This is a genomic window from Marinospirillum sp., assembly GCF_035271045.1.
Taxonomy (GTDB): Bacteria; Pseudomonadota; Gammaproteobacteria; order Pseudomonadales; family Halomonadaceae; genus Marinospirillum.
In genome coordinates, this window is record NZ_DATESC010000017.1 from 83,600 (window position 1) to 107,830 (window position 24,231).

Annotated in this window: 23 protein-coding genes and 1 other RNA gene; 12 read left to right on the top strand and 12 right to left on the bottom strand. The window is 43.8% G+C overall.

Annotated elements, in window-relative coordinates; genetic code table 11:
- Window positions 1-18 precede the first annotated feature (18 nt).
- Window positions 19-2,106: a methionine--tRNA ligase gene (gene metG, locus VJY63_RS07225; protein ID WP_324049505.1), complete on the top strand. Its 2,088-nt coding sequence runs from the start codon at window positions 19-21 to the stop codon at window positions 2,104-2,106.
- Window positions 2,107-2,114: 8 nt separating this feature from the next.
- Here the strand turns inward: metG and VJY63_RS07230 are convergent, their stop codons facing one another.
- From VJY63_RS07230 to VJY63_RS07275, 10 genes are all read right to left on the bottom strand, one after another.
- Window positions 2,115-2,861: an EI24 domain-containing protein gene (locus VJY63_RS07230; RefSeq protein WP_324049460.1), complete on the bottom strand. Its 747-nt coding sequence runs from the start codon at window positions 2,859-2,861 to the stop codon at window positions 2,115-2,117.
- Window positions 2,862-2,986: 125 nt separating this feature from the next.
- Window positions 2,987-3,190, bottom strand: a complete 204-nt coding sequence (locus VJY63_RS07235) for a cold-shock protein (RefSeq protein ID WP_324049461.1) — start codon at window positions 3,188-3,190, stop codon at window positions 2,987-2,989.
- Between the two features lie 220 nt (window positions 3,191-3,410).
- Window positions 3,411-3,872, bottom strand: coding sequence for a YaiI/YqxD family protein (locus VJY63_RS07240; protein WP_324049463.1), 462 nt, complete (start codon window positions 3,870-3,872; stop codon window positions 3,411-3,413).
- 127 nt (window positions 3,873-3,999) lie between these two features.
- Window positions 4,000-4,096, bottom strand: an RNA gene (gene ffs, locus VJY63_RS07245) — signal recognition particle sRNA small type.
- Window positions 4,097-4,248: 152 nt separating this feature from the next.
- Window positions 4,249-6,411: a methyl-accepting chemotaxis protein gene (locus tag VJY63_RS07250; RefSeq protein ID WP_324049465.1), complete on the bottom strand. Its 2,163-nt coding sequence runs from the start codon at window positions 6,409-6,411 to the stop codon at window positions 4,249-4,251.
- Window positions 6,412-6,673: 262 nt separating this feature from the next.
- Complete coding sequence (locus VJY63_RS07255) at window positions 6,674-7,228, bottom strand: DUF1415 domain-containing protein (RefSeq protein ID WP_324049467.1); 555 nt, start codon at window positions 7,226-7,228, stop codon at window positions 6,674-6,676.
- A gap of 126 nt (window positions 7,229-7,354) precedes the next feature.
- Window positions 7,355-7,687, bottom strand: a complete 333-nt coding sequence (locus VJY63_RS07260; RefSeq protein ID WP_324049469.1) for a transposase — start codon at window positions 7,685-7,687, stop codon at window positions 7,355-7,357.
- Entirely contained in the window at window positions 7,666-8,139 is a 474-nt protein-coding gene (locus VJY63_RS07265) for a hypothetical protein (RefSeq protein WP_324049471.1), read from the bottom strand. The genes VJY63_RS07260 and VJY63_RS07265 overlap by 22 nt, the downstream gene beginning before the upstream one ends.
- 126 nt (window positions 8,140-8,265) lie before the next feature.
- Complete coding sequence (locus VJY63_RS07270) at window positions 8,266-8,886, bottom strand: flavin reductase family protein (protein WP_324049473.1); 621 nt, start codon at window positions 8,884-8,886, stop codon at window positions 8,266-8,268.
- 23 nt (window positions 8,887-8,909) lie between these two features.
- On the bottom strand, window positions 8,910-9,644 hold the full coding sequence (locus VJY63_RS07275; protein ID WP_324049475.1) for an SH3 domain-containing protein: 735 nt from the start codon (window positions 9,642-9,644) through the stop codon (window positions 8,910-8,912).
- Window positions 9,645-10,041: 397 nt separating this feature from the next.
- On the opposite strand from VJY63_RS07275, the gene VJY63_RS07280 reads away from it, so the two are divergent.
- The 4 genes from VJY63_RS07280 to rep are packed head-to-tail and all read left to right on the top strand — an operon-like array spanning window position 10,042 to window position 15,032.
- Entirely contained in the window at window positions 10,042-10,761 is a 720-nt protein-coding gene (locus VJY63_RS07280) for a response regulator (RefSeq protein ID WP_324049477.1), read from the top strand.
- A 33-nt stretch (window positions 10,762-10,794) separates the two neighbouring features.
- Window positions 10,795-12,453 carry an ATP-binding protein gene (locus VJY63_RS07285; RefSeq protein ID WP_324049478.1) on the top strand — a complete coding sequence of 553 codons (1,659 nt, stop codon included), beginning with the start codon at window positions 10,795-10,797 and terminating at the stop codon, window positions 12,451-12,453.
- A gap of 28 nt (window positions 12,454-12,481) precedes the next feature.
- The gene (gene trmL / locus VJY63_RS07290; RefSeq protein ID WP_324049480.1) at window positions 12,482-12,958 is read left to right on the top strand and encodes a tRNA (uridine(34)/cytosine(34)/5-carboxymethylaminomethyluridine(34)-2'-O)-methyltransferase TrmL; all 477 of its coding nucleotides are present in this window, start codon (window positions 12,482-12,484) and stop codon (window positions 12,956-12,958) included.
- A gap of 37 nt (window positions 12,959-12,995) precedes the next feature.
- Window positions 12,996-15,032 carry a DNA helicase Rep gene (gene rep / locus VJY63_RS07295; protein ID WP_324049482.1) on the top strand — a complete coding sequence of 679 codons (2,037 nt, stop codon included), beginning with the start codon at window positions 12,996-12,998 and terminating at the stop codon, window positions 15,030-15,032.
- Window positions 15,033-15,097: 65 nt separating this feature from the next.
- Here rep and VJY63_RS07300 read toward each other — a convergent pair whose 3' ends face one another.
- The gene (locus VJY63_RS07300) at window positions 15,098-15,532 is read right to left on the bottom strand and encodes a c-type cytochrome (protein WP_324049484.1); all 435 of its coding nucleotides are present in this window, start codon (window positions 15,530-15,532) and stop codon (window positions 15,098-15,100) included.
- A gap of 249 nt (window positions 15,533-15,781) precedes the next feature.
- Between VJY63_RS07300 and VJY63_RS07305 the strand changes: the two genes are divergently transcribed.
- The 7 genes from VJY63_RS07305 to VJY63_RS07335 all read left to right on the top strand — a co-directional run bounded on the left by VJY63_RS07305 (window position 15,782) and on the right by VJY63_RS07335 (window position 23,225).
- Window positions 15,782-17,149, top strand: a complete 1,368-nt coding sequence (locus VJY63_RS07305) for a V-type ATP synthase subunit B (RefSeq protein ID WP_324049486.1) — start codon at window positions 15,782-15,784, stop codon at window positions 17,147-17,149.
- 14 nt (window positions 17,150-17,163) lie between these two features.
- Window positions 17,164-17,769, top strand: coding sequence for a V-type ATP synthase subunit D (locus VJY63_RS07310; protein ID WP_324049488.1), 606 nt, complete (start codon window positions 17,164-17,166; stop codon window positions 17,767-17,769).
- A complete protein-coding gene (locus VJY63_RS07315) occupies window positions 17,766-19,547 on the top strand; it encodes a V-type ATP synthase subunit I (protein ID WP_324049490.1) in 1,782 nt (593 codons plus the stop codon). The genes VJY63_RS07310 and VJY63_RS07315 overlap by 4 nt, the downstream gene beginning before the upstream one ends.
- Window positions 19,535-19,981 carry an ATP synthase subunit C gene (locus tag VJY63_RS07320; protein WP_324049492.1) on the top strand — a complete coding sequence of 149 codons (447 nt, stop codon included), beginning with the start codon at window positions 19,535-19,537 and terminating at the stop codon, window positions 19,979-19,981. Before VJY63_RS07315 ends, VJY63_RS07320 begins: the two co-directional genes overlap by 13 nt.
- 9 nt (window positions 19,982-19,990) lie before the next feature.
- Window positions 19,991-20,674: an ATPase gene (locus VJY63_RS07325; protein WP_324049494.1), complete on the top strand. Its 684-nt coding sequence runs from the start codon at window positions 19,991-19,993 to the stop codon at window positions 20,672-20,674.
- A 104-nt stretch (window positions 20,675-20,778) separates the two neighbouring features.
- Window positions 20,779-21,372, top strand: coding sequence for a hypothetical protein (locus VJY63_RS07330; RefSeq protein ID WP_324049496.1), 594 nt, complete (start codon window positions 20,779-20,781; stop codon window positions 21,370-21,372).
- Window positions 21,372-23,225, top strand: a complete 1,854-nt coding sequence (locus VJY63_RS07335) for a V-type ATP synthase subunit A (RefSeq protein WP_324049498.1) — start codon at window positions 21,372-21,374, stop codon at window positions 23,223-23,225. Before VJY63_RS07330 ends, VJY63_RS07335 begins: the two co-directional genes overlap by 1 nt.
- Before the next feature lie 68 nt (window positions 23,226-23,293).
- Here VJY63_RS07335 and VJY63_RS07340 read toward each other — a convergent pair whose 3' ends face one another.
- Window positions 23,294-24,031, bottom strand: a complete 738-nt coding sequence (locus tag VJY63_RS07340; RefSeq protein WP_324049500.1) for an AraC family transcriptional regulator — start codon at window positions 24,029-24,031, stop codon at window positions 23,294-23,296.
- Between the last annotated feature and the right edge of the window lie 200 nt (window positions 24,032-24,231).

Sequence of the window (24,231 nt, forward strand, 5' to 3'; positions counted from 1 at the left end):
CCATTATTTTTATACCTCATTTATTCTTATCAAGTATTCAGGACACTCATGCCTCAACAACAGCCCACCCAACGCAAAATACTGGTTACCAGCGCTTTACCCTATGCCAATGGCCCTATTCACCTAGGTCATTTGCTGGAATACATTCAAACCGACATTTGGACACGTTTTCAAAACAACTATGGCAACCTGTGTACCTTTGTTTGTGCCGATGATGCACACGGTACAGCCATTATGTTACGCGCTGAACAAGAAGGCATTACACCTCAGCAGCTTATTGATCGCGTAAGATTAGAACACCATGAAGATTTTAAAGGTTTTCAGATTCACTTTGATAACTACCACTCCACCCACTCAGAAGAAAATCGCTATTTTTCAGAGCTAATCTATACCCGTTTACGTGATGCTGGGCACATTGCAAGGCGTGACATAGAACAGATGTTCGACCCAGAAAAAGGCATTTTCCTAGCCGACCGCTTTATTAAAGGTACTTGTCCTGAATGTAAAACAGAGGACCAGTATGGCGACAACTGTGAAAAGTGCTCGGCCACCTATTCACCCACCGAGCTAATTAACCCACGTTCCGCCATTTCAGGTGCAACACCTGTCTTAAAATCGTCCGAACACTACTTCTTTAAACTGCCTGACTTCCAGCAATTTCTAGCCGAATGGACGCAAGATGGCCGCCTGCAAGATGAAGTCGCCAACAAGCTAAAAGAATGGTTCAGCATTGATCTGCAAGAATGGGATATTTCTCGTGATGCGCCCTATTTTGGTTTTGAAATCCCTGATGCACCGGGTAAATATTTTTACGTTTGGCTAGATGCACCCATTGGCTACCTAGCTAGCTTTAAAAACCTTTGCGACAAGCGAACTGACTTAAACTTTGATGACTACTGGAAGCCCGATTCTACCGCTGAGGTTTATCACTTCATTGGTAAAGACATCGTTTATTTCCACGCCTTATTTTGGCCTGCCATGTTGCAAGGTGCTAATTTCCGCACACCCAATAGCGTTTACTGCCACGGTTTTATAACGGTTAATGGCGCTAAAATGTCTAAATCACGTGGCACTTTTATTAAAGCACGTACCTATTTAGACCACTTAAACCCTGAACACCTGCGCTACTACTTTGCTGCCAAGCTCACTAGCCGTGTCGATGACTTAGACCTTAACTTTGAAGACTTTGCTTTTCGTGTCAATTCAGACCTAGTTGGCAAGCTAGTGAACATTGCCAGCCGCTGCGCTGGTTTTGTTAAAAAAGGTGGCGGCGTATTAAGTAAAATGAGCGAACCGGCACTTTACCAGCGTTTTGTGGATGCCGGTGAAAGCATTGCCGCCGATTACGAGCGCCGTGAATATGGCCGCGCTATGCGCCAAATTATGGAACTAGCCGATGAAGCCAATACTTGGATTAACGACCAAGCACCTTGGGTGGTTGCCAAGCAAGAAGACCAAGATGCCCAAGTGCAAGGCATTTGCTCAACGGGTATTAACCTTTTCCGTGTGCTGATGGTTTATTTAACGCCTGTGCTACCTGCCATGTCTAAAACCACCGCTGATTTCTTGAAAATTAACAGTATGAATTGGCAAAGCCGTGTTCAGCCGCTAGAAGACCATGCCATAGAAACCTTTAAGCCTATGATGCAACGGGTTGATGAGAAGCAAATCGAAGCCTTGTTAGCCGCCAGTAGTGAAGATGTAGTAAAAGAACTGGCTTTACAGGCAGGTACTGAAGAAGTCGTTCAAGAAGACAGCCCACTGAAAAAAGAACCCATTGCTGATGAAATCAACTTTGATGATTTTATGAAGGTTGATTTACGCATTGCCAAAATCATTAAGTGCGAAGCCGTTCCTAAGGCAAATAAGCTACTGAAACTCACCCTAGATTTAGGTGGCGAAACTCGCACAGTTTTCTCTGGTATTAAAAGTGCTTATAAACCAGAAGAACTGGAAGGCAAGCTAACCGTGATGGTGGCTAACCTTGCCCCCCGCCAAATGAAGTTTGGTTTGTCGGAGGGCATGGTATTAGCAGCCGGCGACGGCAGTGATATTTATATACTAGAACCGCACGAAGGCGCACAGCCGGGTATGCGTGTAGTTTAAATGCTGTTTTAAGCAGCTCTAAAACGTAAAGTCCAATGGGCTAAAAAGATGACTCCAATAACGGGTGCAAAAAAGCTAACTAAAGGCAAAATAGTTGCCGAATAGATAAGCATTAAGCCCAATGTTGGAGTGATCTGAGTTAAAGAACTGACCTGCTGAAATTCTTGATCGCTTAACACCACTTGCCCAACATCTAACAAAAGTGCGTAGCGGAAAAATAAAAAGCCCAAAAACCACAGCCAAATAATATTCACTAAAGGAATAAACAGCAGCGGCACACCTAGCAACAAAAGCAATAATAGAAAAGCCCCGTAACCTAACATTTTCATACTCAAACCAAAAAAACTGCCATGCCCTTGGTATTCAACATTAGGGTAGTGAATATCCCGCACTGCCTTAATTAGGCTATCCGTCATAAACGATGTAATTAAAATCGCCAACAACAGCACCAGATAACTACCTAATAAAAAACTTACAGCGCCAACTAACAAGGTGAACATCATCATGATAGTCCAAACCAGCAACCCTCCAACCAAGGGAATACCAGCAACCCACTGTTCAGCCTGCGTTGCTGTTTCATTAAACTCGACAACATAAGCGTTTTGAGTTATCCAATCGCCCGTTAAAAATAACGCTAAAAAGCTATAACCTAGTAGCGAAACTAACGCCATAGCAATTAAAAAAGGTAACAATAAACGCCATAAAATAGCAGGATGTTTAAGGTCTAACAGGGTTTTCCAAAGCAATAACTTCATTGTGTGTTTAGCCTATAAAATTCAATAAATCCTTAAAAAGCTAAATAGCAGGCATAAAAAAACCCACCAATTAAGGTGGGTTCTTTAGAAGCTAACTGATTAAAAATCAGTTGAACTCAATGTTATTAGATAACTTGAATGTTCGCAGCTTGCTTGCCTTTAGGACCAGTGGTCACATCAAAGGAAACTTTCTGGTTTTCAGCCAAAGACTTGAAGCCTTGTGATTGAATTTCAGAGAAGTGAGCAAATAGGTCGTCGCCACCGTCATCAGGAGTAATAAAGCCAAAACCTTTAGTGTCGTTAAACCATTTTACTGTGCCGTTAGCCATTTCGATAATACCTTATAAAAAATTAGATTCAGAACTGATAGGAATAATTTCCAAAGCTCAATAGTGCGGGAATTAAGATAGGCCTAATCAAGAACTGGGGTTACCGAAAACTTATAGCTAAACTTCGATCACAGTACTGTCAAAAACACTTATTACTACCTTGCAACCAACGAATGCTAGATTGCTCTTATTTTAAAGTTAAGTCAACCAATATTTTGAATTATTTTCTTTGGTTCTGATAACGGGTTAAAATTCTATCTAGCTGATTAGAAAATTCGCGCCTATCTGCTTGACTTAAAGCTGCTGGCCCACCCGTTTGAATACCGCTGCTACGCAGAGTGTCCATAAAATCACGTATATTTAACCGTGCTTTAATCGTATCTAGCGTATACAACTCGCCTCTTGCATTCAGTGCCAAACAACCTTTCTCTATAACTTCAGCCGCCAAGGGAATATCGCTAGTAATCACCAGATCACCGCTTTCTACTCTGCGTACTATCTCATCATCAGCCACATCAAAACCCTGCATGACTTGAATGGCACTAATCCATTCTGAATTAGCCGGCACACGAGAGGGTTGGTTAGCTACCATAATAAGTGGAATGTTCACTCGTTCTGCCGCTTTAAATAAAATGTCACGCAAAACACCGGGACAAGCATCGGCATCAACCCAAATTTTCATTTACTTTCCTGTACTTAGCACTTAATTTGAAAATTTAATTTAAAAAATAATAAATTATTTAGGATAACGTGAGGAGAGGTGAGGAGAAACACTTAATTTAATTATAAGGTCACCCAAATGGAGATGGCCCCTATAGCCACATCCCGGCACACAGCTCCATCATTACCGTTGCTCCCTTCCGGGCCTGGCGGGGTTCATGATTTCGTGTTGCGAGAGGACCAATAAGGGCCACCATAAAAACATTACTAATTACTAAACAACCATTGCTATTTGATTGCGAGCTGCATGATAGCAATTGAAAACTAATGAGGCAAGCGTTAATAAAAAATACTTAACAATCAAAAAATTGCATACATCTAATCACTCTAAACTAAACTTAGCGTCGCACATCAGTAACCGTAAAACGCCCCACTAACTGCTGTAAGCTTTGGGTGGAATGTTTAACCTGATGTGCGCTGTCTTGCAACTCTTGCATCACTTGACTCATTTCACCCGATGCCACCTCAACTTGTCGAATGGAAGCACCATAAAAGTGACTACGCTCATCGAGTTGAGTAATAATACTCAACATTTTCTCCACAGCTTGATGTAACTCAGTATTTTCTGAACTAGCGGACTCAGCATCTTTTAAACGTTGATCGACTTCTTTTACACCATCGTCCATAAAACCTACTGCAGCACGCGTTTCATCTTGTAGGCTAATAACGGTCTGTTGAATCTCAAAAGCAGCAACTGCTGTACGACTAGCAAGGGAGCGTACTTCATCAGCTACTACAGCAAAACCTCTGCCTGCTTCACCAGCACGTGCCGCTTCAATAGCCGCGTTTAGCGCCAACAAATTAGTCTGGCTGGTAATATCAGCAATCATTGAAACAATGTCGCCAATTTCTTTCATGCGATTATCAAGGTTTTTTACCCGCTCAGTGGTTGTATTAACGACCTTACGAATACTCAAGGTGCTAGTACACGCAGTTTCAAACTGCTTACGGGCATTATTAACCACCTCGTCCATCGCCTGTTTCATGGTTTGTGCCGCTTGGGATGCTTCATTAATTTCACCCAACTGCTCTTCAACCAAGGTCAACATTTTCCCAATCACTTGATTAACTTCATCAGTGGTATGACTAGCTTCATGGGTACAAGTCAACATGGTTTCGTTGTTGTGTTGCACTGCACCTGTGGTTTGAATCACCTGCCCCATAATGCCATCTAAACTGTCCATAAAGCTGTTAATCCAACGTGCCATACTGCCACTTTCATCACGCGCCATTTTTTCGGTATCTAGCCGCTGCTTCAAATTACCTTCACCTTCAGCAATGGTACGAATAATTTGAGTAGTTTTACGCAAGCGTTCAGCAACACGTTTAGGACCTGCATTAGCAAAAACCCAAGCAGAAATTATCAACAACAAAGTATTCAGTGCTAGCGTTGGTAGCAAACTAAACGGCGAAAAGTGCTGTAGTAACGTAGTTGTACCTAATAGTCCGATCACTGTCGCCAAATAAGTATTCATTAAACTGACACTGATTGAACGGCGGCGATACACCTCTTCTAAATCCCCTTCACACATCATCCCCCAACGATCTAAAGAGCCCGGTAACTGAAAAGTTACGCCCTTACCAATTACTGGCATATGACGGTAATCGGAATAACCAGGGTAAGTAATAAAAAGATTACTACTATTTTTAATGGTTTCACGCACACCGGGGTGTAATTCACCAGTAGCGGGATCAGTAAAACGCAACTCTAGCTCAGTGTGATGCTTAACACTCACTTTGCCCCATTGGGTGTTAATGCCTTGTTTAAGGTTTTCACCACAAGAAAAAGTATTATCTTCAAAGCGTGAACGAGACAAGGCAGTGCCCGGCTGTATACTGGCATCAAAGTTGGCTTTAACCATGAAGATATAATTATCACCAGATTCTGGGTAAACGTGCCCAGCCTCGCGCTGAATAAGATCACCAATCACATCATTGGGTACACGACCAGCAATGCAACCCATCACTTTACCATTAACAATCAATGGCTGATAAAACATCAACGTAACCGCATCATGAAAACTTGAAACAGAAGCACCCAATGCCAAAGTCACCGGATCGGCATAAGGACCATGTAAAAAAGGCGATTGCATACCTTTTTGTAATGCGCTCGTTAATGACTCACCGTCATGCAACAAGCCATCGCGGGCAGCATGAGTAGAAGCTAAAATAATGCCATCGCAGTTAATAATAAAAAGCTCTGAAAAGTCATCTACTTGAACTTTACGACGGTGTAATAAATTAGACCATAACGCAGTATCAGATTCCGCACACAAAGTTGCTAACTCATCAAGGTGCTGCCAATGACTCGTTGCCCAATCTTGTAAAATTTTGACGCGCGTTGCAGCAACACCTTCAAAAATCTGCTCAATCATTGGGTAGGTCTTACGATTTAAAAAACAAGACCAACCAAGTTGCAGCTTGCCATTACTACCAAATACTGGCAGCCAGCGTTTTTCTGATACAGACAGATTCATATTACGACTGAGCAGTTGCGTCATCAGCAGCCTCCAACAAAGGCAGGTAAAAAGAAGTTAAAGAAGTCTTAACGCTGTTATTATTTGATTTCAATCAATGCAATCCAATAAAAAGCAAAAATCGCGCCACAAAAAAATAGCGTATTGAAAACAAGGGGTTGAGTTTATTTATTTTAAAAAAAAAGAATGATGCACTTTTTTAAGGCAATTAAAATGTAAAATTATAAAAAAATGCACTCATTCAGTGCATAAAATTAAAAAAATACCGCATTTCCATCAATCGCTATTATTTGTCAAGATTAAACAATCCGTCCAATAACGCTTTTAGCTTTTCAGTGCCCAATGTATTCATTAGCGCGATATTGCGTTTAGGAATGCCATCAACATCAGGGTGACTAGCAATGGCAAGCGCTAGGCTTGCTTCTCGAATTAAATGTAGCATTGGGTAAGGCGAGCGATTAGTGTAGTTTTCGGCATCATCAACTTGTGTGCCACCAAACTGATAATCAGGGTGAAAGCTGGCGATTTGGTAAATACCGTCTAACGCCATTTCTACCAACAAACCCTCTGCCAAGTTTAAAAAATCATTAAAATCATAAAAATCTTGCAGCACATCAGGGTGAATCAGCAGCGTTGTTTCTATTTCAGAATCTGTATTCAATAGCGCTAATTCAGTTTGCAAAGCCATCAACAAGGCTTCTTCCGTTGTTGCTGGTGTTGTAATAAAGCGCACCCGATTATTGACTAATTCACGCTTAGCAAAAGGACAAAGGTTCATGCCAACTACCATAGTGTCCACCCACTGACGCGTCGCTAAAAGGGTTTTATTATCGTTCATCATTTTTGCTTTCCAGTATTTTAAATAGTCAAGGTCTAGCCAATGCTTTGCTTAGTGGGTTAGAAAAGCAATCAATTTATCTACACTTTCATCAAAAAGTATTTAATTTTCATTGACATCCTCCCCGACCTAAAAGACGGGGATTCCTACTGCTAGACGGCCATGTCCGACCGCAAGAATGTTCTTGGCCGCATTAACATCACGGCAGTCGTGCGTGGCACCGCACCCACTGCAAGTCCAGTCTCTTATTCGCAAACCTGCGATACCTCTCGGCCTCGATTCGGGCAAGTTGCCACAATTCGAACAGGTTTGGGTGGTGTATGCCTCGTTCACTTCCTTAAAAACAATACCTGCGTGAGCGCATTTATAGTCCAGCATTATTTTTAATTGACCCCAGCCAGCGTCCAGCACTGACTTAGCCATTCTGGTTTTAACGAGTTTTAAACTACTGACATTGCCCACGTAGATTTCACCGCAGCGATTAACCAGCTTACGACTAAATTGATGCAGTGCGTCTTTTCTACCACCACATTAAAGTACCAGCGACCACGGGTATCTTCATTAAAGCTACCAGAGCGGAATTTGTATTGGCTCAAACCGTAGCTATCCCACACTTTAAAATAGTGGCCGTTGTGGAAAACCTGACCATTTTTCCACTGTGCGGCAGCTGTATTAACGGGAATCCAGCCAAATGAACGACGTACACCGCCTGATTTGCGCCAGTTTAATCGTGCTTTTTTGGTGTAAGGGTGTATATCGTAAGCAGACAAAAACACACCACGCTCTTTAATGGAGCGATGACTTAATTCATTAACGTAGTTCCAGACGAAATTAACATGCCTAGCCATGCTGTTAAGCAAAGCTTTATGTTTATCGCGTACTCGGACTTTTAATGTCTTGGTATGTTTTATCATGCTGTATACACTATCAGTGTTAATCTATGCTGCAAAGACTTTAGCGACCTATTAAGGGGCTGCTTACGCAACCCTCGCTATCCATCCTCGCACTCAAAGTACGAGGTCTTACGCGATTTTGATAAATTAAGCAGGTCGAATGATACTAAAAACCTCATCAATGCCCACGTATTGGGCGCCACCTAACCTTGCCAGTGGATTGATTTTATTAGCATCAATCGTGTAACGGCCTTTTGCTTCATCTACTTCAACCACATCATCAGCAATATAAGCTTGAATCAGTTCAGCATAAATAACCGCTTGCTGTTGTGTACCTAGGTAGTGAACATCATGCAATTTAGCTTGAAAAGCAACGGGAGCAGACTTTAAACGCGGTAGTGGGCAGCCAGCAAATTCAACCAACTGATTGCCTTGTATCAGCGTTAATTCAGATTCGCCATAAGGCAGACTTGTAGCGCTAGCCGTAACATCAGCAGCATGAGCAGTGGAAGGAATATGAATCACAAAATCACGCCCAGAAAGAATGTTGTGCCGCGTATCTTTGGCTTCTTCGGGTGTTTTTTTACCAATCGAAAGCATAACAATGGGTGGATCTGAGCAAACACCGTTAAAAAAAGAAAAAGGAGCCAAGTTCAACTCGCCATTGTCTGAAGCAGACAACACCCAAGCAATCGGGCGAGGTATTAAAGTTTGAGTCATCAAGTGATAACAAGTATCGGGTTTTAACTGGGCTAAATCTAACTGCATATTACACTCCAAAATTTTACTTTTTAACGCGGCTCTAATTCAGCTTGCATTTCACCTAAGCGACTTGATGCTTCATAAACAATATAGGTGGTCGTATCTGGCCAGCCACGGTGAACAAGAATACGCAGATCACCGCGTCGCCATTCAAATTCAACAGGACCTTCAGCACGACGACCCAAAACACGCTGCCAAGGCCCTAACTCTTTACGCACTTCTTCAGCCACCACACGCACTTGTTCAACATCATTAGTAGAACGAAAAGTGATTTCTGCGACAGCAAACAATTGCTCTTTTAAGGTGTAACCTAGTGTCATTTCGGTAGCACCTTTTTTCCATTCACTAGGGTCATAAAGATCATAAGGGTAAGCATCAGCTTCCCGAATCACCGCTACTTGAGCCGCACTCAATGCCTGACGCATAGCGTTACGATTAACGCTATTCAGTGCTAAACCAAATAATTGAACGGTTTGACTTAAAGTCACTTGGTGCATCCACGCTTTACTACCGTCAGGGGCTTCTACTTGCAACCAAACACCTTGGCGCTGCAATTCAATAACATTCGTACCGCTGGGTAGCTGATTAATCAGCTCGGCATTCGGTTGAGGTTGGGCACGCACATTCCCTATAGCAACAGATACCTGCCAAACATCGCCTTCGGCAGCATAAGCAGCTTGCAGTAAAAACAAAGAGGCCACTAAAAAAGCAAAGCTAGCTAAAAGCTGCTTCAATTGTAAGATTTGTTTTGGCGTTTCATTCATCAGTTTAACTGTCCACTTGCTTTAAAACTTGCCAACTAAGGCAAGCTAACCCTAACACTAAAATAATCGTCAATACTTTATAAAATTTTACTTTTAGCAGTATTTCAAAAGTGTATTTAAACATCTAAAAGCAACAAAACCCCAAGCTTGCTGGGCTATCTTTATACCAGTTTTTTGCACTAATCCCAACTAAGAGCGCCAGCTACTTAATATTCCATTACTTGCCTTCTAAAAAAACCGACTTTTTTACTTGGCTTGTATCAGCTAGATCAATACGAGAGCACTGTACGTCATGGCTTGGTTAATTTTTTTACGGTATGATGCTAATCAAACCACTGCCCAATAAAATGAACGGCAGAATAACGATAATCTAGGAATATCAACAAGAGACCTAAAAGTGGACGCACACCAATCACCCCGCATCTTAATTGTTGAAGATGATGCACGTCTTGCAACCTTGACCCGTGAATACCTAGAGGGCAATGGCTTCCAAATTACTGTTGAAGGTGATGGCGCTCGTGCCGTTGAGCGTATTTTCCGTGAAAAACCTGATCTGATTATTCTTGATGTAATGCTACCCGGCGAAGATGGTTTAAGCATTTGCCGCAAAGTAAAGATGGAAAAAGACATTCCTATCTTAATGCTTACAGCCCGTACTGATGACATGGATCAAGTCGTTGGCTTAGAAATGGGTGCTGATGACTATATTGCTAAACCCGTTCGCCCGCGTGTCTTGCTGGCTCGTGTACGCGCTTTGTTACGTCGCTCTGAGGCACAAGCTTCTGCGGCTGACTCAATGGATGCACAAATCACTCGCTTAGCGTTTGGTGATTTAATTATCGATAGCTCAATGCGTGAAGCTTGGTTAAGTAACGAACCCATTGAACTTACCAGTGCCGAATTTGACTTGCTTTGGTTGCTTGCTTCCAACGCTGGACGTGTCTTAACCCGTGAAGAAATTTTTACTGCTTTGCGTGGCATAGAATACGATGGTCAAGACCGATCCATTGATGTGCGTGTTTCTAGGATTCGTCCTAAAGTTGGTGATGACCCTATGCACCCACGTCGCATTAAAACCGTACGTAGCAAAGGCTATCTTTTTGTTAAAGAAATTTAACCACTTATCTGCCAAGTATTTAACCGTTAGCTGATGTTTACTTTTAATCGGCTGCACAAGCGCTTAGGTAACATTTTTCTACGTGTTTACCTAGGCGTGTTGGGTGCATTCGTTGGTATTTTATTGCTCAGCGCACTGCTGATTAATATTACCAACCAAATACGTTTAGAAGCCCATTATGAAAAGCTGCTGTCAGGCCTTTTTTCAACCCTAACCGAAGACTTTTCACAGGTTCCTAATAATAAAGAATTAGAGTGGCTAGACGAAATCAACCAAACATTGGGTGTCCACGTTAAGCTCAGCCAATTAAATAACCACCCACTTAGTCGACGCCAATTAAAACGCTTAAATGAGCAGCGCTTATTATTAAGCAGCGAAAACGGTCAACTGCAAGTGCTTTTCCCAACCAATCACCCCCAAAAAATTTTAGTAATGCAGCTATCACGCATTACTGAACAACAAGCGAGCGCTTCGATTTATTTATTATTACGTGATTTACAGCGCACTCCAGTTGCACTTAGGCAAGCCCGTTTAATGCAATTAGGTCAAAATTTTTCTTACCCATTAGCACTTTTAACGGAGCTACCGCAATATGCAGATCCGCTGCAAATCCGTCGCCTAAAAAGAGGCGAACAGGTGGTGGTTTTTTCAGACACCGAGCGTAGCATTATTAGTTATGTGCAGCTCAGTGACAGTAGCTGGCTAAAAGTGGGGCCGGTTCAACTTTTCACTAATTACCCTACCGTGCTGATCGTGGGTGTTTTTTTAGCGTTGTTAATTATGCTTGCTGCTTCTATTTGGTGGTTTTTATCTGGTTTAGAAAGTCGTCTTCGCTACTTAGAACGCGCAGCAAGTCAACTGGCGGCTGGCAATTTACAAGCACGCGTCAGCATTACTGGCGATGATTTTATTAGTAAGCTTGCGATTGCTTTTAACCGCATGGCAGAGCAGTTACAACGTTTATTGCGTACGCAACAAGAAATGATTCATGCTGTTTCTCATGAGTTACGCACACCCGTTGCACGTATACGTTTTGGTATACAAATGATTGAAGATTTAAGTGAAGATGGCAGTCCTCATACAATGATTGCTAAACAAGTCTATGGCATCGATCAAGACATTGACGAACTCGACACACTGATTGATGAAATTTTAACCTATGCACGTTTAGGGCAAGAAAAGCTACAATTACAGTTTATTAGCCAAGATGTCACTGGTCTAATAGAAGAAGTACTTTCGCGTTTTCAACGTACCAACCCTCAATTAGCCTTTAATTTAATTGTTAATAATCCGGCTAATTTAAGCCCTAATGCCGATTTAGAAGGGCGTTATTTTCAGCGTTCAGTACAAAATTTAGTTGGTAATGCCGTACGTTATGCACAGCAAACCATACGCATTAGCTGTCACCTTGAGCAGGATGCTTTTCGGGTCGATGTTGAAGATGATGGCGCAGGCATTCCAGAAGAAGATTGCCAACGCGTTTTTATGCCTTTTTCTCGCCTTGATGATAGTCGCACACGTAGCTCAGGGGGATATGGCTTAGGGCTGTCTATCGTACAACGCATTATTTACTGGCATCGAGGCAGCACTTTGGTCGATCGCAGTCCCGATTTACACGGCGCTCGATTTAGTTTGGTCTTCCCTCGTATTCAATCTGATAAACTACCACCTCTGGAAATACCGCCTCAATAGAACCAAATGCCAGTAGGATCAATACCTCATGCCTGATATCGTACTGTTTGAACCTGAAATCCCACCCAATACTGGCAACATTATTCGCCTATGTGCTAACACAGGCTTTCGTCTACACCTCGTTGAACCGTTAGGTTTTGTGCTAGATGATAAACGCCTACGCCGTGCGGGTTTGGATTACCACGAATGGGCAGCCATCACGGTTCACCCTAATTTAGATGCGCTGTTAAACCACTTTCACGATAAACGCCTGTTTGCTTTGACCACTAAGGGCAAGCAGTCTTACCATCAAGTTAACTACCGCGATGACGATGTGTTGGTGTTTGGCCCTGAAACCCGTGGCTTACCGATGGACTTTATTAACAGCCTGCCTGCTGAACAACGTATTCGTATTCCAATGCTACCTGACAGTCGCAGCATGAATTTATCTAATGCTTGCAGTCTTATCGTGTACGAAGCTTGGCAGCAGCTAGGCTTTTCAGGTGCAGAGCTACCAACTCGCTAAACGCTACTCTTTATTACTTGAGCAACGCCTTTAAACCATGCAAAAAATTCTTACTCGCCTTAACGAACGTCAACTTGAAGCCGTTAAACAAGTGGATAGCCCGCTGTTAGTTTTAGCCGGTGCCGGCTCTGGTAAAACCAGTGTAATTACTAGCAAAATAGCCTATTTAATTCGTAGTCGCGGCATGGCTGCTAAAAATATCTGTGCGCTTACTTTTACCAATAAAGCCGCGCGTGAAATGCGTGAGCGAGTCAATAAAATGTTAAGCCGCGAAGAGGCCAAAGGCTTAACCGTTTCTACTTTTCACTCGCTGGGCTTAGACATTATTCGCAAAGAAGTGAAGTATTTAGGCTATAAAAGTGGTTTTTCGCTGTTTGATACCGAAGATACCAAAGCCTTAATGCGTGATTTAATGCACAAGGATAGCGAAGCTGATACCGACACTATCAACCAAGTCCAATACCTGATTTCTAATTGGAAGAATGATTTAATTGAGCCAGAAAAAGCCGTAAACCTTGAAAGTGATAACCCTAAAAGCCAGCTTGCTGCTCAGGTTTATGAGCAGTATAACCGCCACCTACGCGCTTATAATGCGGTGGATTTTGATGATTTAATTCGCCTGCCGGTACTACTATTTCAACAACAGCCCCAAGTGTTAGAAAAGTGGCAACACAAGATGCAATACCTGTTGGTGGATGAATATCAAGACACCAACATCAGCCAATACCGCTTAGTTAAATTACTTACCAGCCTAAGAAAAACCTTTACGGTGGTGGGTGATGATGACCAATCCATTTATTCTTGGCGTGGCGCTAAACCTGAAAACTTAAACCAACTTAGTGAAGATTTTACGAATTTAAAAATCATTAAACTAGAACAAAATTACCGTTCTACAGGACGCATTTTAAAAGCAGCTAACCAGTTGATTGCCAACAACCCACACATTCACGAGAAAAAACTGTGGAGTGAATTAGGTTTTGGCGAACCTATTCGAGTGATTGAATGCCCCAACGAAGAAGCCGAAGCCGAACGTGTTGCAGCAGAAATTATGACACGGCGTATTAAAGAACGCTGTCACTGGAAAGATTTTGCCGTGCTGTATCGGGGTAATTTTCAGTCACGTATATTAGAAATAAAACTGCAAGCCTTTCAGATTCCTTACAAAATTAGCGGTGGTACCAGCTTTTTTGCACGCCATGAAATTAAAGACATGATGGGCTATTTTCGCCTATTAATTAACCCAGCTGACGACAATGCTTTTTTACGTATCGTTAATATCCCACGCCGTGAAATTGGCCCAGTCATTTTAGAAAAACTAGCCATTTATGCCAAAGACCGTGAAATTAGCCTATTCGCAGCTTGCGATGAAATGGGCTTAGCGCAGCACCTAAAAGACAACCAAGTGGAGCGTTTAAGGCGTTTTACGCATGGGTTAAAACGCATTATGCAGCAATGTGAAACCGGCGACCCCATTGCAGCACTGGGTGAAATGATCCGAGATATGGACTACGAAGCTTGGTTGCACCAAAACGCCAGCTCGCCCACCGTTGCTGAACGCCGCTATGCCAACATTTGGATACTGCTTGATTCTTTAGCAGAAACCTTAAAACGAATGCAGCAAGAAGATGAAGAAGCGGGTATTCGTGAAGCCATTGCTCGCCTAGTGTTGCGCGATTTATTAGCGCAGCAAGAAGAAGAGGATGATTCTGACAAGGTGCAGTTATTAACACTTCATGCTTCTAAAGGGCTAGAGTTTCCACAAGTATTTTTAATTGGTATGGAAGAAGAACTGCTACCGCACCGCAATTCTATAGAGTCAGATACAATCGAAGAAGAAAGGCGTTTAGCTTATGTAGGCATTACACGGGCGCAGCAGGTATTAACGCTGTCTATGGCGAAACAACGCAAAACCTATGGTGAAACCTTTGATTGCACACAAAGCCGGTTCTTAGATGAATTGCCGCAAGACGATTTAAAATGGGAAGGTCGCAACACACAAGAAGAATCTAACGAAGACAAAACCCAGCGTAAAAAAGACCGCATTAGCGCATTAAGGGCGATGCTGAATAGCTAGGCATAAAAAAAGCACTGGGTTTAAACAGTGCTTTTTTATTGTTTAGCAGCTAGTTGAGCAAGGGTTTAGCGGCTAGCTTCTACTATATAATCTACCGCAGATTTTACTTCATCATCCGACAGGTTTGGGTTACCACCTTTAGCGGGCATACCACGAATACCCGTTAAAGAATGATCGTATAAAGTTGCCATGCCTTGCGTTATACGCGGTGCCCAAGCCGCTGCATCACCGCGCTTAGGAGCGCCAGCAGCACCCGTATCATGGCAAGCCATACAAACAGAGTTGTAAACTTGATCGGCAGATTTTGGGCCAACAACAACAGGCGCTGCTACACCACCGCAGTCCATGCCTTGTAAGCAAAGTTCACCGGCAGGTTTAAGGCGCTCAGCCCAATCTTCGGCACTGATAGTTTTGGCTGAAGCTTGCATTGCGACTAAAAGGCCTAAACCTAAAACAGCCGCTGCAACCAGAATACGGGCAAACCGAATGTTATGTTTCACTCTCACCACCTCTAGTCTATTTTTTTTGGCAACAAAAACTAAGCCTAAAAAGGCACTAAGCCTAGCGTCGCCTGTTATATTGAATAAAACCTGAAAAATTGTGGGCTGATTATACCCAAGAAACTTATGATTCGTAACCATTAAGCTTAGGATCTTTTGTCGTATAAAATATTATTCCCTTGCCAAATATATGTAAGCTGCTTAAATAGAAGGCTGTTTTTAGCGTTCCCGCTTTGCATGGAGGTGGAAGTGTCTCAGTTGTTAATCCGTTATTCGCGTATCCTTGAAATTATTGGTGATATCGTCAAGGTACATGTTCCCGCCTCTGAAGTTGGTACTTCAAAAATCAGTTTTGGTGACCTTGCTTTAATAGAAGGCAGTAACGACACACAAGATGTCTTACCCAGAACCGCCCAAGTTATTTTATTAAAAGGCGAAGAAGTTTCCCTTCAGGTTTTCTCTGGCACTAAAGGCTTGTCTACCCATTCGGTCGTACGTTTTTTAGGCCGTTCAATGGAAGTTACTTTTTCGCCTAACGTTTTAGGGCGTGCTTTTTCTGGCACTGGCAGCCCCATAGATGGCGGCCCTTCTTTAGCCGACGAACCTAAAATTGAAATCGACGGCCCTACCGTTAACCCCGCCAGACGCATTCTTGCTTCACGCATGATTCGTACCGATGTGCCGATGATTGACGTGTTTAACTGCCTAGTTGAAAGCCAAAAAATCCCCATTTTCTCTGTTGCTGGCGAACCCTATAACCAGCTATTAGCCCGCATTGGTTCACAAGCCGATGCCGATATCATTGTCTTTGGTGGCATCGGTCTTATTTTTGATGACTACCACTTCTTTCGTAAAACCTTTGAGGAGTCTGGGGTTTCGGCACGTACCGTGATGTTTGTTCACCAAGGTTCCGACCCAACGGTTGAAGCCTTGCTAGTTCCTGATATGGCTTTGGCGGTTGCCGAGCGCTATGCCGTGACTGAAGGCAAGCGTGTATTGGTGCTGTTAACCGATATGACTGCCTATGCCGATGCGCTAAAAGAAGTCGGTATTTCGATGGAGCACGTCCCTTCTAACCGTGGTTATATTGGTGACTTATATTCTCAGCTAGCAAGGCGTTATGAAAAAGCCTGTGACTACAAAGGCGCGGGTTCAGTAACGATTCTTTCAGTCACCACCATGCCCGGCGATGACGTAACTCACCCAGTTCCCGATAACACTGGCTATATAACTGAAGGTCAGTTTTATCTGCACAATGGCGCAATAGATCCCTTTGGTTCCCTGTCACGCTTAAAACAACACGTTATTGGCAAGGTAACCCGTGAAGACCACAGCCAAATTATGAACACCCTAATTCGCTTTTATGCCGCAGCGCAAGATGCCCAGCAGAAGCAATCCATGTCCTTTGATTTAAGCGAGTTTGATGAACGGGTACTGAAATTTGGTGAACTTTTCCACGAACGCTTTATGGAAATCAGTATTAGTATGCCACTTGAAGAAGCCTTAGACCTAGGTTGGCAAACCCTTGCAGAATGCTTCAAAGAAGAAGAGCTGCTGATGCGCCAAAACTTAATTGATAAGTACTTTCCTAAGCAAACCGCTACTGAAAACGTCTGACAGGAGTTGCAGCCGTGAGAAAAGTAGCACTGAATAAAAGCACGCTAAACAAAGAAACGGGCAAGGTTAAGGCCTATAAAAAGTTTGTTCCTGCGCTAGATTTAAAGCGCAAACAACTCTTAGCCGCGCGTGCCAAAGCACGTCAATCCATCTTAGAAGGCACTGAGCTGCTGGATGCTTTGCACCGTGAAGTCAGCGAACAATTGCCTATGCTGGCTAACTTTCCAGGGGCAGCAGACAAGCTCATTGATGTGCAAGAAATTAAGGTTAGCCAAGTTAACTTGGTGGGCTTAATGTTGCCAGAAATTACTAGCTTAAAGCTTGCTATTAAACCCTACTCCTTTTTAACCACCGATCACTGGATGGATCATCTAGGTCGCTTGTTAATTAAAGCGACAGAAATCGAACTACAACAAAAAATATTCAACAAGCGCTTAGAGCTACTGAACAAAGCCCTGCAAAAAACCACCCAGCGCTTAAACCTGTTCGACAAGGTGCTTATTCCGCAGGCAGAAAAAAACATTCGCAAAATTCGCATTGTGCTTTCCGACAATGAACGTGCCGCCGTGGTTACTTCTAAGATAGCGAAAAACAAACGACTTAAGGCAGAACAAGCATGAGTATTCTGCAACTTAAAAAAGCCTCTTTAATTGGCTTAACAGAAAACAAAATGCACACCCTAGACCGCTTACAGCACCTAGGGTTAATGCACATTATTCCTTTACAAACGCCTAGTTCACGCCTTATTGCTGAAGATGAACCCATTAATCCAGAGCTTTTAAAGCGCTCACTGCAATATTTACTTAGCTGCCCCCAGAAGCGCCGCCAAGTTACCCGTGAAAAAAAGCTTGATCTAAAAGAAGTAGTTCATGCCGTTGATAAAAACTACTCAGAACGTATTTCTCTTACAGAAAAGCGTGATTCTTTAGACAAGCGTATAAAAGACCTAGAGCCTTGGGGCGAATTCACACTGCCCGACTTAAATGATTTAAACCATCAGCGTTTTTGGTTTTATCTAGTTCCCAACTTTAAGATGAAAGAAGTAGCAACCACTAGCCTGCCTTGGACGGTGGTTCATCAGGGTAACCGTAATAGCTATGTGGTGGTGGTTTCACCCAAAGAGCCAACTGCAAATTTAATGCCAGTGCCACGCACGCACACGGGTTATGTTCCCATTAGCCAGTTACGGGAACAGCTAGAAGAAACCGAAATTGCTTTAGAAGCAACCGAAGCGCAGCGTGAAGCCTTAACCCGCTGGATTTATCTATTACAGCGCAACATTGCCAGCACCCAAGACGCTTCATTATTAACTGAAGTCGCCAATCAATCTTTAGATTTTGATGAAGTCTTTGCCTTGCAAGGCTGGATAGCCGAACGTGATTTAGACCAACTACAAATGTTTGCTGAGCAGCAGGGTTTGGTTTTATTAAGCGAAGACCCTGACGATGACGAGCTTCCGCCTACTTTTATGGATAACCCCGAAAGTGTAGGTGGTGGTCAAGAAGTGGTTAGCTTCTTCCAAACGCCTGGCTACCGTAGCTGGGACCCTTCTCGCGTGGTGTTTTTCTCTTTTGTTAGCTTCTTTGCCATCATCATGTCTGATGCAGGTTACTCGCTGGTTTTAGGTGCGATTTTAGCTTATTACTGGCAAGCCATGAGCTACACAGAAACCCATCGCCGTCTGCGTGCTATGGGTGCAGCGCTTGCCGGTGCTGGCTTTGTTTGGGGTGTCATGGTCGGTGGGTATTTTGGTGCTTCAGCGCCGCTGCCCTTCCTTGGCTCGCTAAAAATACTCGATGTGAACGACTTCGATTCAATGATGATGCTGTCGATCTGCATCGGTGCTGGTCATTTAGTGCTTGGCAACCTGATGATGGCTTGGGTCAGACGTAAATCAACCCAAGCCTTATCAGCAATCGGCTGGGCAACGGCTGTTGTGGCGGCACTGGTTGGCTGGATTTTTGGCTTCACGCCGTTGCATTGGATAGTCTTTGGTGCTGGGTTGGTGCTGGTGCTACTTTTCTCTGGCGAAAAAACCGACTTCAGCCTAGCAACCCTAATCTCTGGTTTACTGGCGCTAACCAACCTAACCAAGCTGTTTGGTGATGTGCTTAGCTACCTGCGTTTGTTTGCCCTAGGTTTAGCCAGCGCTTCGCTTGCCTTAACCTTTAACCAGTTAGCCGCCGATGTTGCTGCTGCACTGCCGGGTATCGGTTTACTACTACAAGTACTAATTTTATTGATAGGTCATTTACTAAATTTTGTTTTAACCGTGGTCAGCGGAGTCATACATGGCCTGCGCTTGAACCTTATTGAGTTTTATAACTGGAGTTTGGCTGATGAAGGTTACCCCTTCCAGCCTTTTGCAAAACGGGAGGTAACACCTTGGATAACCTAATACTCGCCCTTGGTTGGGCTGGGCTTTATGGTCCTATGGCACTGGGCGCTATTGGTAGCATGATCGGCTGTTCTTTAGCTGGCCAAGCCGCTGCAGGCGCACTATTAGAAACTGAAACTGGCCATGGCCGTTACATTGGTATCTCAGCGATGCCTTCTTCGCAGTCCATTTACGGCATAGTGGTTATGTTTGCGCTTAACCGTGAAATCACTTTAGAAAACGCCCCCGGCCTTGCGGCTATAGGCTTACTTTGTGGTTTGGCGCTTATGTTCAGTGCAATTTATCAAGGTCGCAGCTGTGCTTCTTCCATTAACGTTTCAAAAATTCGTCCAGAAATTTTTGGTATGTCTTTAGCGCCAGCCGCTATTGTTGAAGGCTTTGCTGTGTTTGCCTTTATTTTTGCTCTGGTAATCAGTGCTGGTGTACCCGCCTAGGAGCTGACAATGACCGAACTGCAGAAAAACCGCGCCTCATCAGGTATTGAAGCTTTAATTGATCAGCTTAAAGATCAGGGTGTGCAAAAAGGCCGTGATGAAGCAGCACAAATCTTAAAAGATGCTCAGGCAGAAGCTAAGCTACTGCTTAAACAGGCACAAGATGAAGCCGAACAGCTAAAAGCCAAGGCTAAGCGTGAAGCAGCCCAGCGCCACCAAGCCGGTGAAGATGCTCTAAAAATGGCTGCTCGTGACCTGCTGCTTGATGTAAAAGAAAGCCTAGCACGCAGCTTTACCGATCAGGTTGAACGGCTGATTAAACAGCAGATGGACAGCCAAGAATTTATGCAGCGCATGATTCTTGAATTGGTTGGTCGAGTTAGAGACCAATCTGAGATTAGCCAGGCAAGTAAAATTGAAGTGCTACTGCCAGCGCAATTTATTGGTTTAGATGAGCTGCGCCGCAATGCTAGTGAATACAAAGAAGGCCGCTTAAGCCAATTTGTACAATCCCTGTCTGCTGACCTGCTCCGTGAGGGTGTTAGTTTTAATAGCCATCAGGGTGAAGGTATTCGTGTTCGTTTGCTAGATAAAGAAGTGGAAGTTGATCTTACCGACAAGGCCATAGCACAGCTTTTATTACTTCACTTGCAGCCGCGTTTTAGAGCACTGCTTGAAGGAGTTATTCGCTAGTGACTCGTTATTACACTCTGGTAACTGCACTGCCCAATTTGCCTCCATTGGAACAGTGTAAACAGCTGCCTATTTCTAGAATTGCACTAGATAGGCGTTTAACAATGCTCAGCGATGAAGACTTGTTGCAACTCCAGCTGGCTGAAAAACTCTACCACCAGAGTGAATTGTCACTACAGAACCTACCCGATAAACCGCTTATTCTTGAGTGGCAGCGCCAGCTAGAAAAAATAGAATCTGAAGCTCTGCGTGAATCAATTAGTTTACGTTTAGAATGGCAGACTTTATTAGCCGCTTTGCGCTACCGCCAAGAAGGGCGTACTGGTCCTGAAAACTTCCACGGCTTTGGTCGCTGGACAGGGTTAATTCGCCGCAATTGGCATGACCCCTTGTTTGGCTTAGAAACTGCTCTGCCTTTTTTAAGTAAGTTACAACCCTTACTGAATAAAGGGCAATCCGGTGAGCTAGAACGCCAGCTTAATGGCTTTTTATGGAAAGACCTTATGTTTATTGAGCGCAGCTTCCAGTTCACCCTAGAAACCGTGATTTGTTTTGTACTGCGTTGGGGCCTAGCAGAACAGCATATTAAAAGTGATGCCTCTCTTGCACTTGAATCTTTTAAGCGCATGAGTGAACAACTGCTGGGCACGCCAGCCATCACGCAACACCTAGAATCAGCCTTTGAGGAACTTTCCTGATGAAGGATGCACAAATTACTGCCCGAGTTGCTGGCGTACGTGACGATATCGTCACCATTCGACTTGAAGCAGATGAAAAAGGGACGCTCTTCCCACTCGTTAAGAATGAAGTGGTTTACATTTGCCCAGTCCGCACACCTGAAGATGGTCGTCAAGAATTTCTACAAGCCGAAGTGCTGCGTGTTCGTCATGGCGAAGCCGATGTACAGGTTTTTGAAAACACCCGTGGTGTGGCGATAGGTGACCCTGTGCGCCAATCAGGACAAATGCTCTCTGTTACGCTAGGCCCAGGTTTACTGGGTCAGGTTTATGATGGCCTGCAAAGCCCCTTAGAACAAATTGCGACCCAGCACGGCTTTTTCTTGCCACGGGGTTTACAAGTCGAAGGCATAGACACCCAAAAACAGTGGGCTTTTCAACCCAGTGTTAAAGTGGGTGCACGTTTAAAAGCCGGTGACCCCATAGGCCATGTCCAAGAAGGCCGTTTTAAGCACAAAATTATGGTACCTTTTGCTCAGGTCGGTGAAGTTGAAATCACTTGGATTCAAGAAGGTACTTTTACCGTTGATACCGCTGTAGCTCGTTTTCGTGACCACCGTGGTAACGAAAAAGAAATGACTATGCAGCAAAAGTGGCCAGTGCGTATTCCGGTTTCTCAGCCTCTTTTAGCTCAGCGTTTTAGTGAGCGGCGTTACCCAGACGAACCCATGCTGACTTCAATTCGTCTGATCGATACCTTCTTTCCTGTTGCTAAAGGTGGAACGGCCTGTATTCCTGGTCCCTTTGGTGCGGGTAAAACCGTTCTACAAAACTTAATTTCACGTTTTTCTGACGTAGATATTGTTGTCATCGTTGCCTGTGGCGAGCGAGCTGGTGAAGTCGTAGAAACTATTACCGAGTTTCCTATCTTGCCCGACCCTAAAGGCGGCACTTTGATGGATAGAACCATCATTATTTGTAACACCTCCTCCATGCCGGTTGCTGCTCGTGAAGCCTCTATTTATACAGGTATCACTTTAAGCGAATACTACCGCCAGATGGGTTACAACGTATTGGTAATTGCCGACTCCACCTCGCGTTGGGCACAGGCCATGCGTGAAACTTCAGGTCGCTTAGAAGAAATTCCTGGCGAAGAAGCCTTCCCAGCTTATTTAGATTCTTCGGTTCGTGCGCTTTATGAACGAGCGGGTTTAATTGCCAACAATGAAGGCAAGTTAGGCAGCCTAACCTTGATAGGTACGGTTTCTCCAGCGGGTGGTAACTTTGAAGAGCCTGTTACCCAATCCACGCTGCGTACTGTAAAAACCTTCTTAGGCTTAAGTGCTGATCGAGCTTATAAACGTGCTTACCCAGCCGTTGATCCGCTTATTTCTTGGTCACGTTACCTAGATCAGCTTTCAGAATGGTATGGCGAAAACCTTGGTGAGCATTGGGTAAGTAACGTTAAAAAAATGCATAACTTGCTACTGCAAGGCGAAGAAATGCAGCAGATGATGCAGGTCACTGGTGAAGAAGGTGTCACGTTGGGTGACTTTTTAATCTTTAACCGTGCTCAGTGTTTAGATCAAGTGTATTTGCAGCAAGATGCTTTTGATGATGTCGATGGCTCTACTTCCATGCAGCGCCAGCAAATCATGTTTGGACTCTTGCAACGCTGCTTGTTTGAACACCCGCCACTGACTGAAAAAGATACTATTCGTGAACACTTCACTCGCTTAACTAGTCTGTTCAAAAACCTTAACTACAGTGCTGATGCTAGCCCAGATTACAAACGCTATTGGAAAGAAATCCACCAGCTAAGTGGCTTAGCCTTACCTACAGTTGCTGTAGAAGCCGATGAAGAGCAAGACTAGCAATTAACTAAATACTTGCACTAGCAACCCCCACCCAAATAATTGCGTGGGGGTTTTTGTTTTTAAGGTCAGTGCAAACGCCTTACTTGCCCTGGTGTTTGTTGGTAGGCTCGTTTAAAGGCATGAGTTAGTGCGCTTTGGCTAGAAAAACCAACCTGATGGGCCACTAACTCTAAAGGTAATTGAGTTTGTATTAATAACTCTCTGGCTCTTTCTAAACGTGCTTGCAATAAATACTGCCCGGGTGTTTTTCCTGTCGCCTCTTTAAAAAGCTGATGAAAATGCCCAGGGCTTACGCAGGCGACTTGGGCTAAACGCTCCACTGGTAATTTTTCACTTAAATACTGTTGAATATAAATTTCTAATTTAACTAAATCTAAACGCTTACGAGAGCCCACTAACTGAGGGTTAACAGTAAACAGGCGCTGGTAAAGCGAACCTAAAAACACCTGACTCATACCTTCTGCAGCGTCATCTGAAACCTGCCATAGACTTGCTTCTCTTGCCATAAAACTAAGCAGTAAGCGCAAACTGGTATCAGCATTAAAGTAACGGGGTTTATCAAACAGGCGCTGAAAATCATGCCCGGCTTCTAGCTGTGGCAAATCCATAACAATATGTTGGTTTTCGCCTAGGCCTTCATAAAAATGCACTTCGCCCGAAGGCACTAAACAACCATGCAAAGCATCTACCCGCCCACCATAACCAGCTATCTCAAACTCAGCACTGCCCGACAAAGCTATCACTAGCTGGTGATAATTATGATCGTGGTGCAAACAGCGCTTAGGTAAACCCGCCTTATTCATGAGGCATAGCTGAAAAGCGGGTGTGGCTTTGGTATGCTGTTGAAATATAACAAGTTCCGGCAAGAACGGTTTGTCTCAACAACCAAAGCCACGGGTGAAACTATACCACCATGAAAACCTCATTCAATGCCTCCGTGAATCTTTCGCTCAGCAACCAGGCCAACAGCAGTGATGCCGGTGCACTTTTGGTGCGTGAAGTT

What these genes read in the sequence shown, in the direction of transcription:
- rep (WP_324049482.1), top strand. Translation starts at nt 12,996, where the DNA reads ATGCAAAAAATTCTTACTCGCCTTAACGAACGTCAACTTGAAGCCGTT.
- VJY63_RS07235 (WP_324049461.1), bottom strand. Translation starts at nt 3,190, where the DNA reads ATGGCTAACGGCACAGTAAAATGGTTTAACGACACTAAAGGTTTTGGC.
- VJY63_RS07315 (WP_324049490.1), top strand. Translation starts at nt 17,766, where the DNA reads ATGAGTATTCTGCAACTTAAAAAAGCCTCTTTAATTGGCTTAACAGAA.
- VJY63_RS07265 (WP_324049471.1), bottom strand. Translation starts at nt 8,139, where the DNA reads ATGATAAAACATACCAAGACATTAAAAGTCCGAGTACGCGATAAACAT.
- trmL (WP_324049480.1), top strand. Translation starts at nt 12,482, where the DNA reads ATGCCTGATATCGTACTGTTTGAACCTGAAATCCCACCCAATACTGGC.
- VJY63_RS07285 (WP_324049478.1), top strand. Translation starts at nt 10,795, where the DNA reads ATGTTTACTTTTAATCGGCTGCACAAGCGCTTAGGTAACATTTTTCTA.
- VJY63_RS07325 (WP_324049494.1), top strand. Translation starts at nt 19,991, where the DNA reads ATGACCGAACTGCAGAAAAACCGCGCCTCATCAGGTATTGAAGCTTTA.
- VJY63_RS07230 (WP_324049460.1), bottom strand. Translation starts at nt 2,861, where the DNA reads ATGAAGTTATTGCTTTGGAAAACCCTGTTAGACCTTAAACATCCTGCT.
- VJY63_RS07335 (WP_324049498.1), top strand. Translation starts at nt 21,372, where the DNA reads ATGAAGGATGCACAAATTACTGCCCGAGTTGCTGGCGTACGTGACGAT.
- VJY63_RS07255 (WP_324049467.1), bottom strand. Translation starts at nt 7,228, where the DNA reads ATGATGAACGATAATAAAACCCTTTTAGCGACGCGTCAGTGGGTGGAC.
- VJY63_RS07340 (WP_324049500.1), bottom strand. Translation starts at nt 24,031, where the DNA reads ATGAATAAGGCGGGTTTACCTAAGCGCTGTTTGCACCACGATCATAAT.
- VJY63_RS07270 (WP_324049473.1), bottom strand. Translation starts at nt 8,886, where the DNA reads ATGCAGTTAGATTTAGCCCAGTTAAAACCCGATACTTGTTATCACTTG.
- VJY63_RS07330 (WP_324049496.1), top strand. Translation starts at nt 20,779, where the DNA reads ATGCTCAGCGATGAAGACTTGTTGCAACTCCAGCTGGCTGAAAAACTC.
- VJY63_RS07275 (WP_324049475.1), bottom strand. Translation starts at nt 9,644, where the DNA reads ATGAATGAAACGCCAAAACAAATCTTACAATTGAAGCAGCTTTTAGCT.
- VJY63_RS07250 (WP_324049465.1), bottom strand. Translation starts at nt 6,411, where the DNA reads ATGACGCAACTGCTCAGTCGTAATATGAATCTGTCTGTATCAGAAAAA.
- VJY63_RS07240 (WP_324049463.1), bottom strand. Translation starts at nt 3,872, where the DNA reads ATGAAAATTTGGGTTGATGCCGATGCTTGTCCCGGTGTTTTGCGTGAC.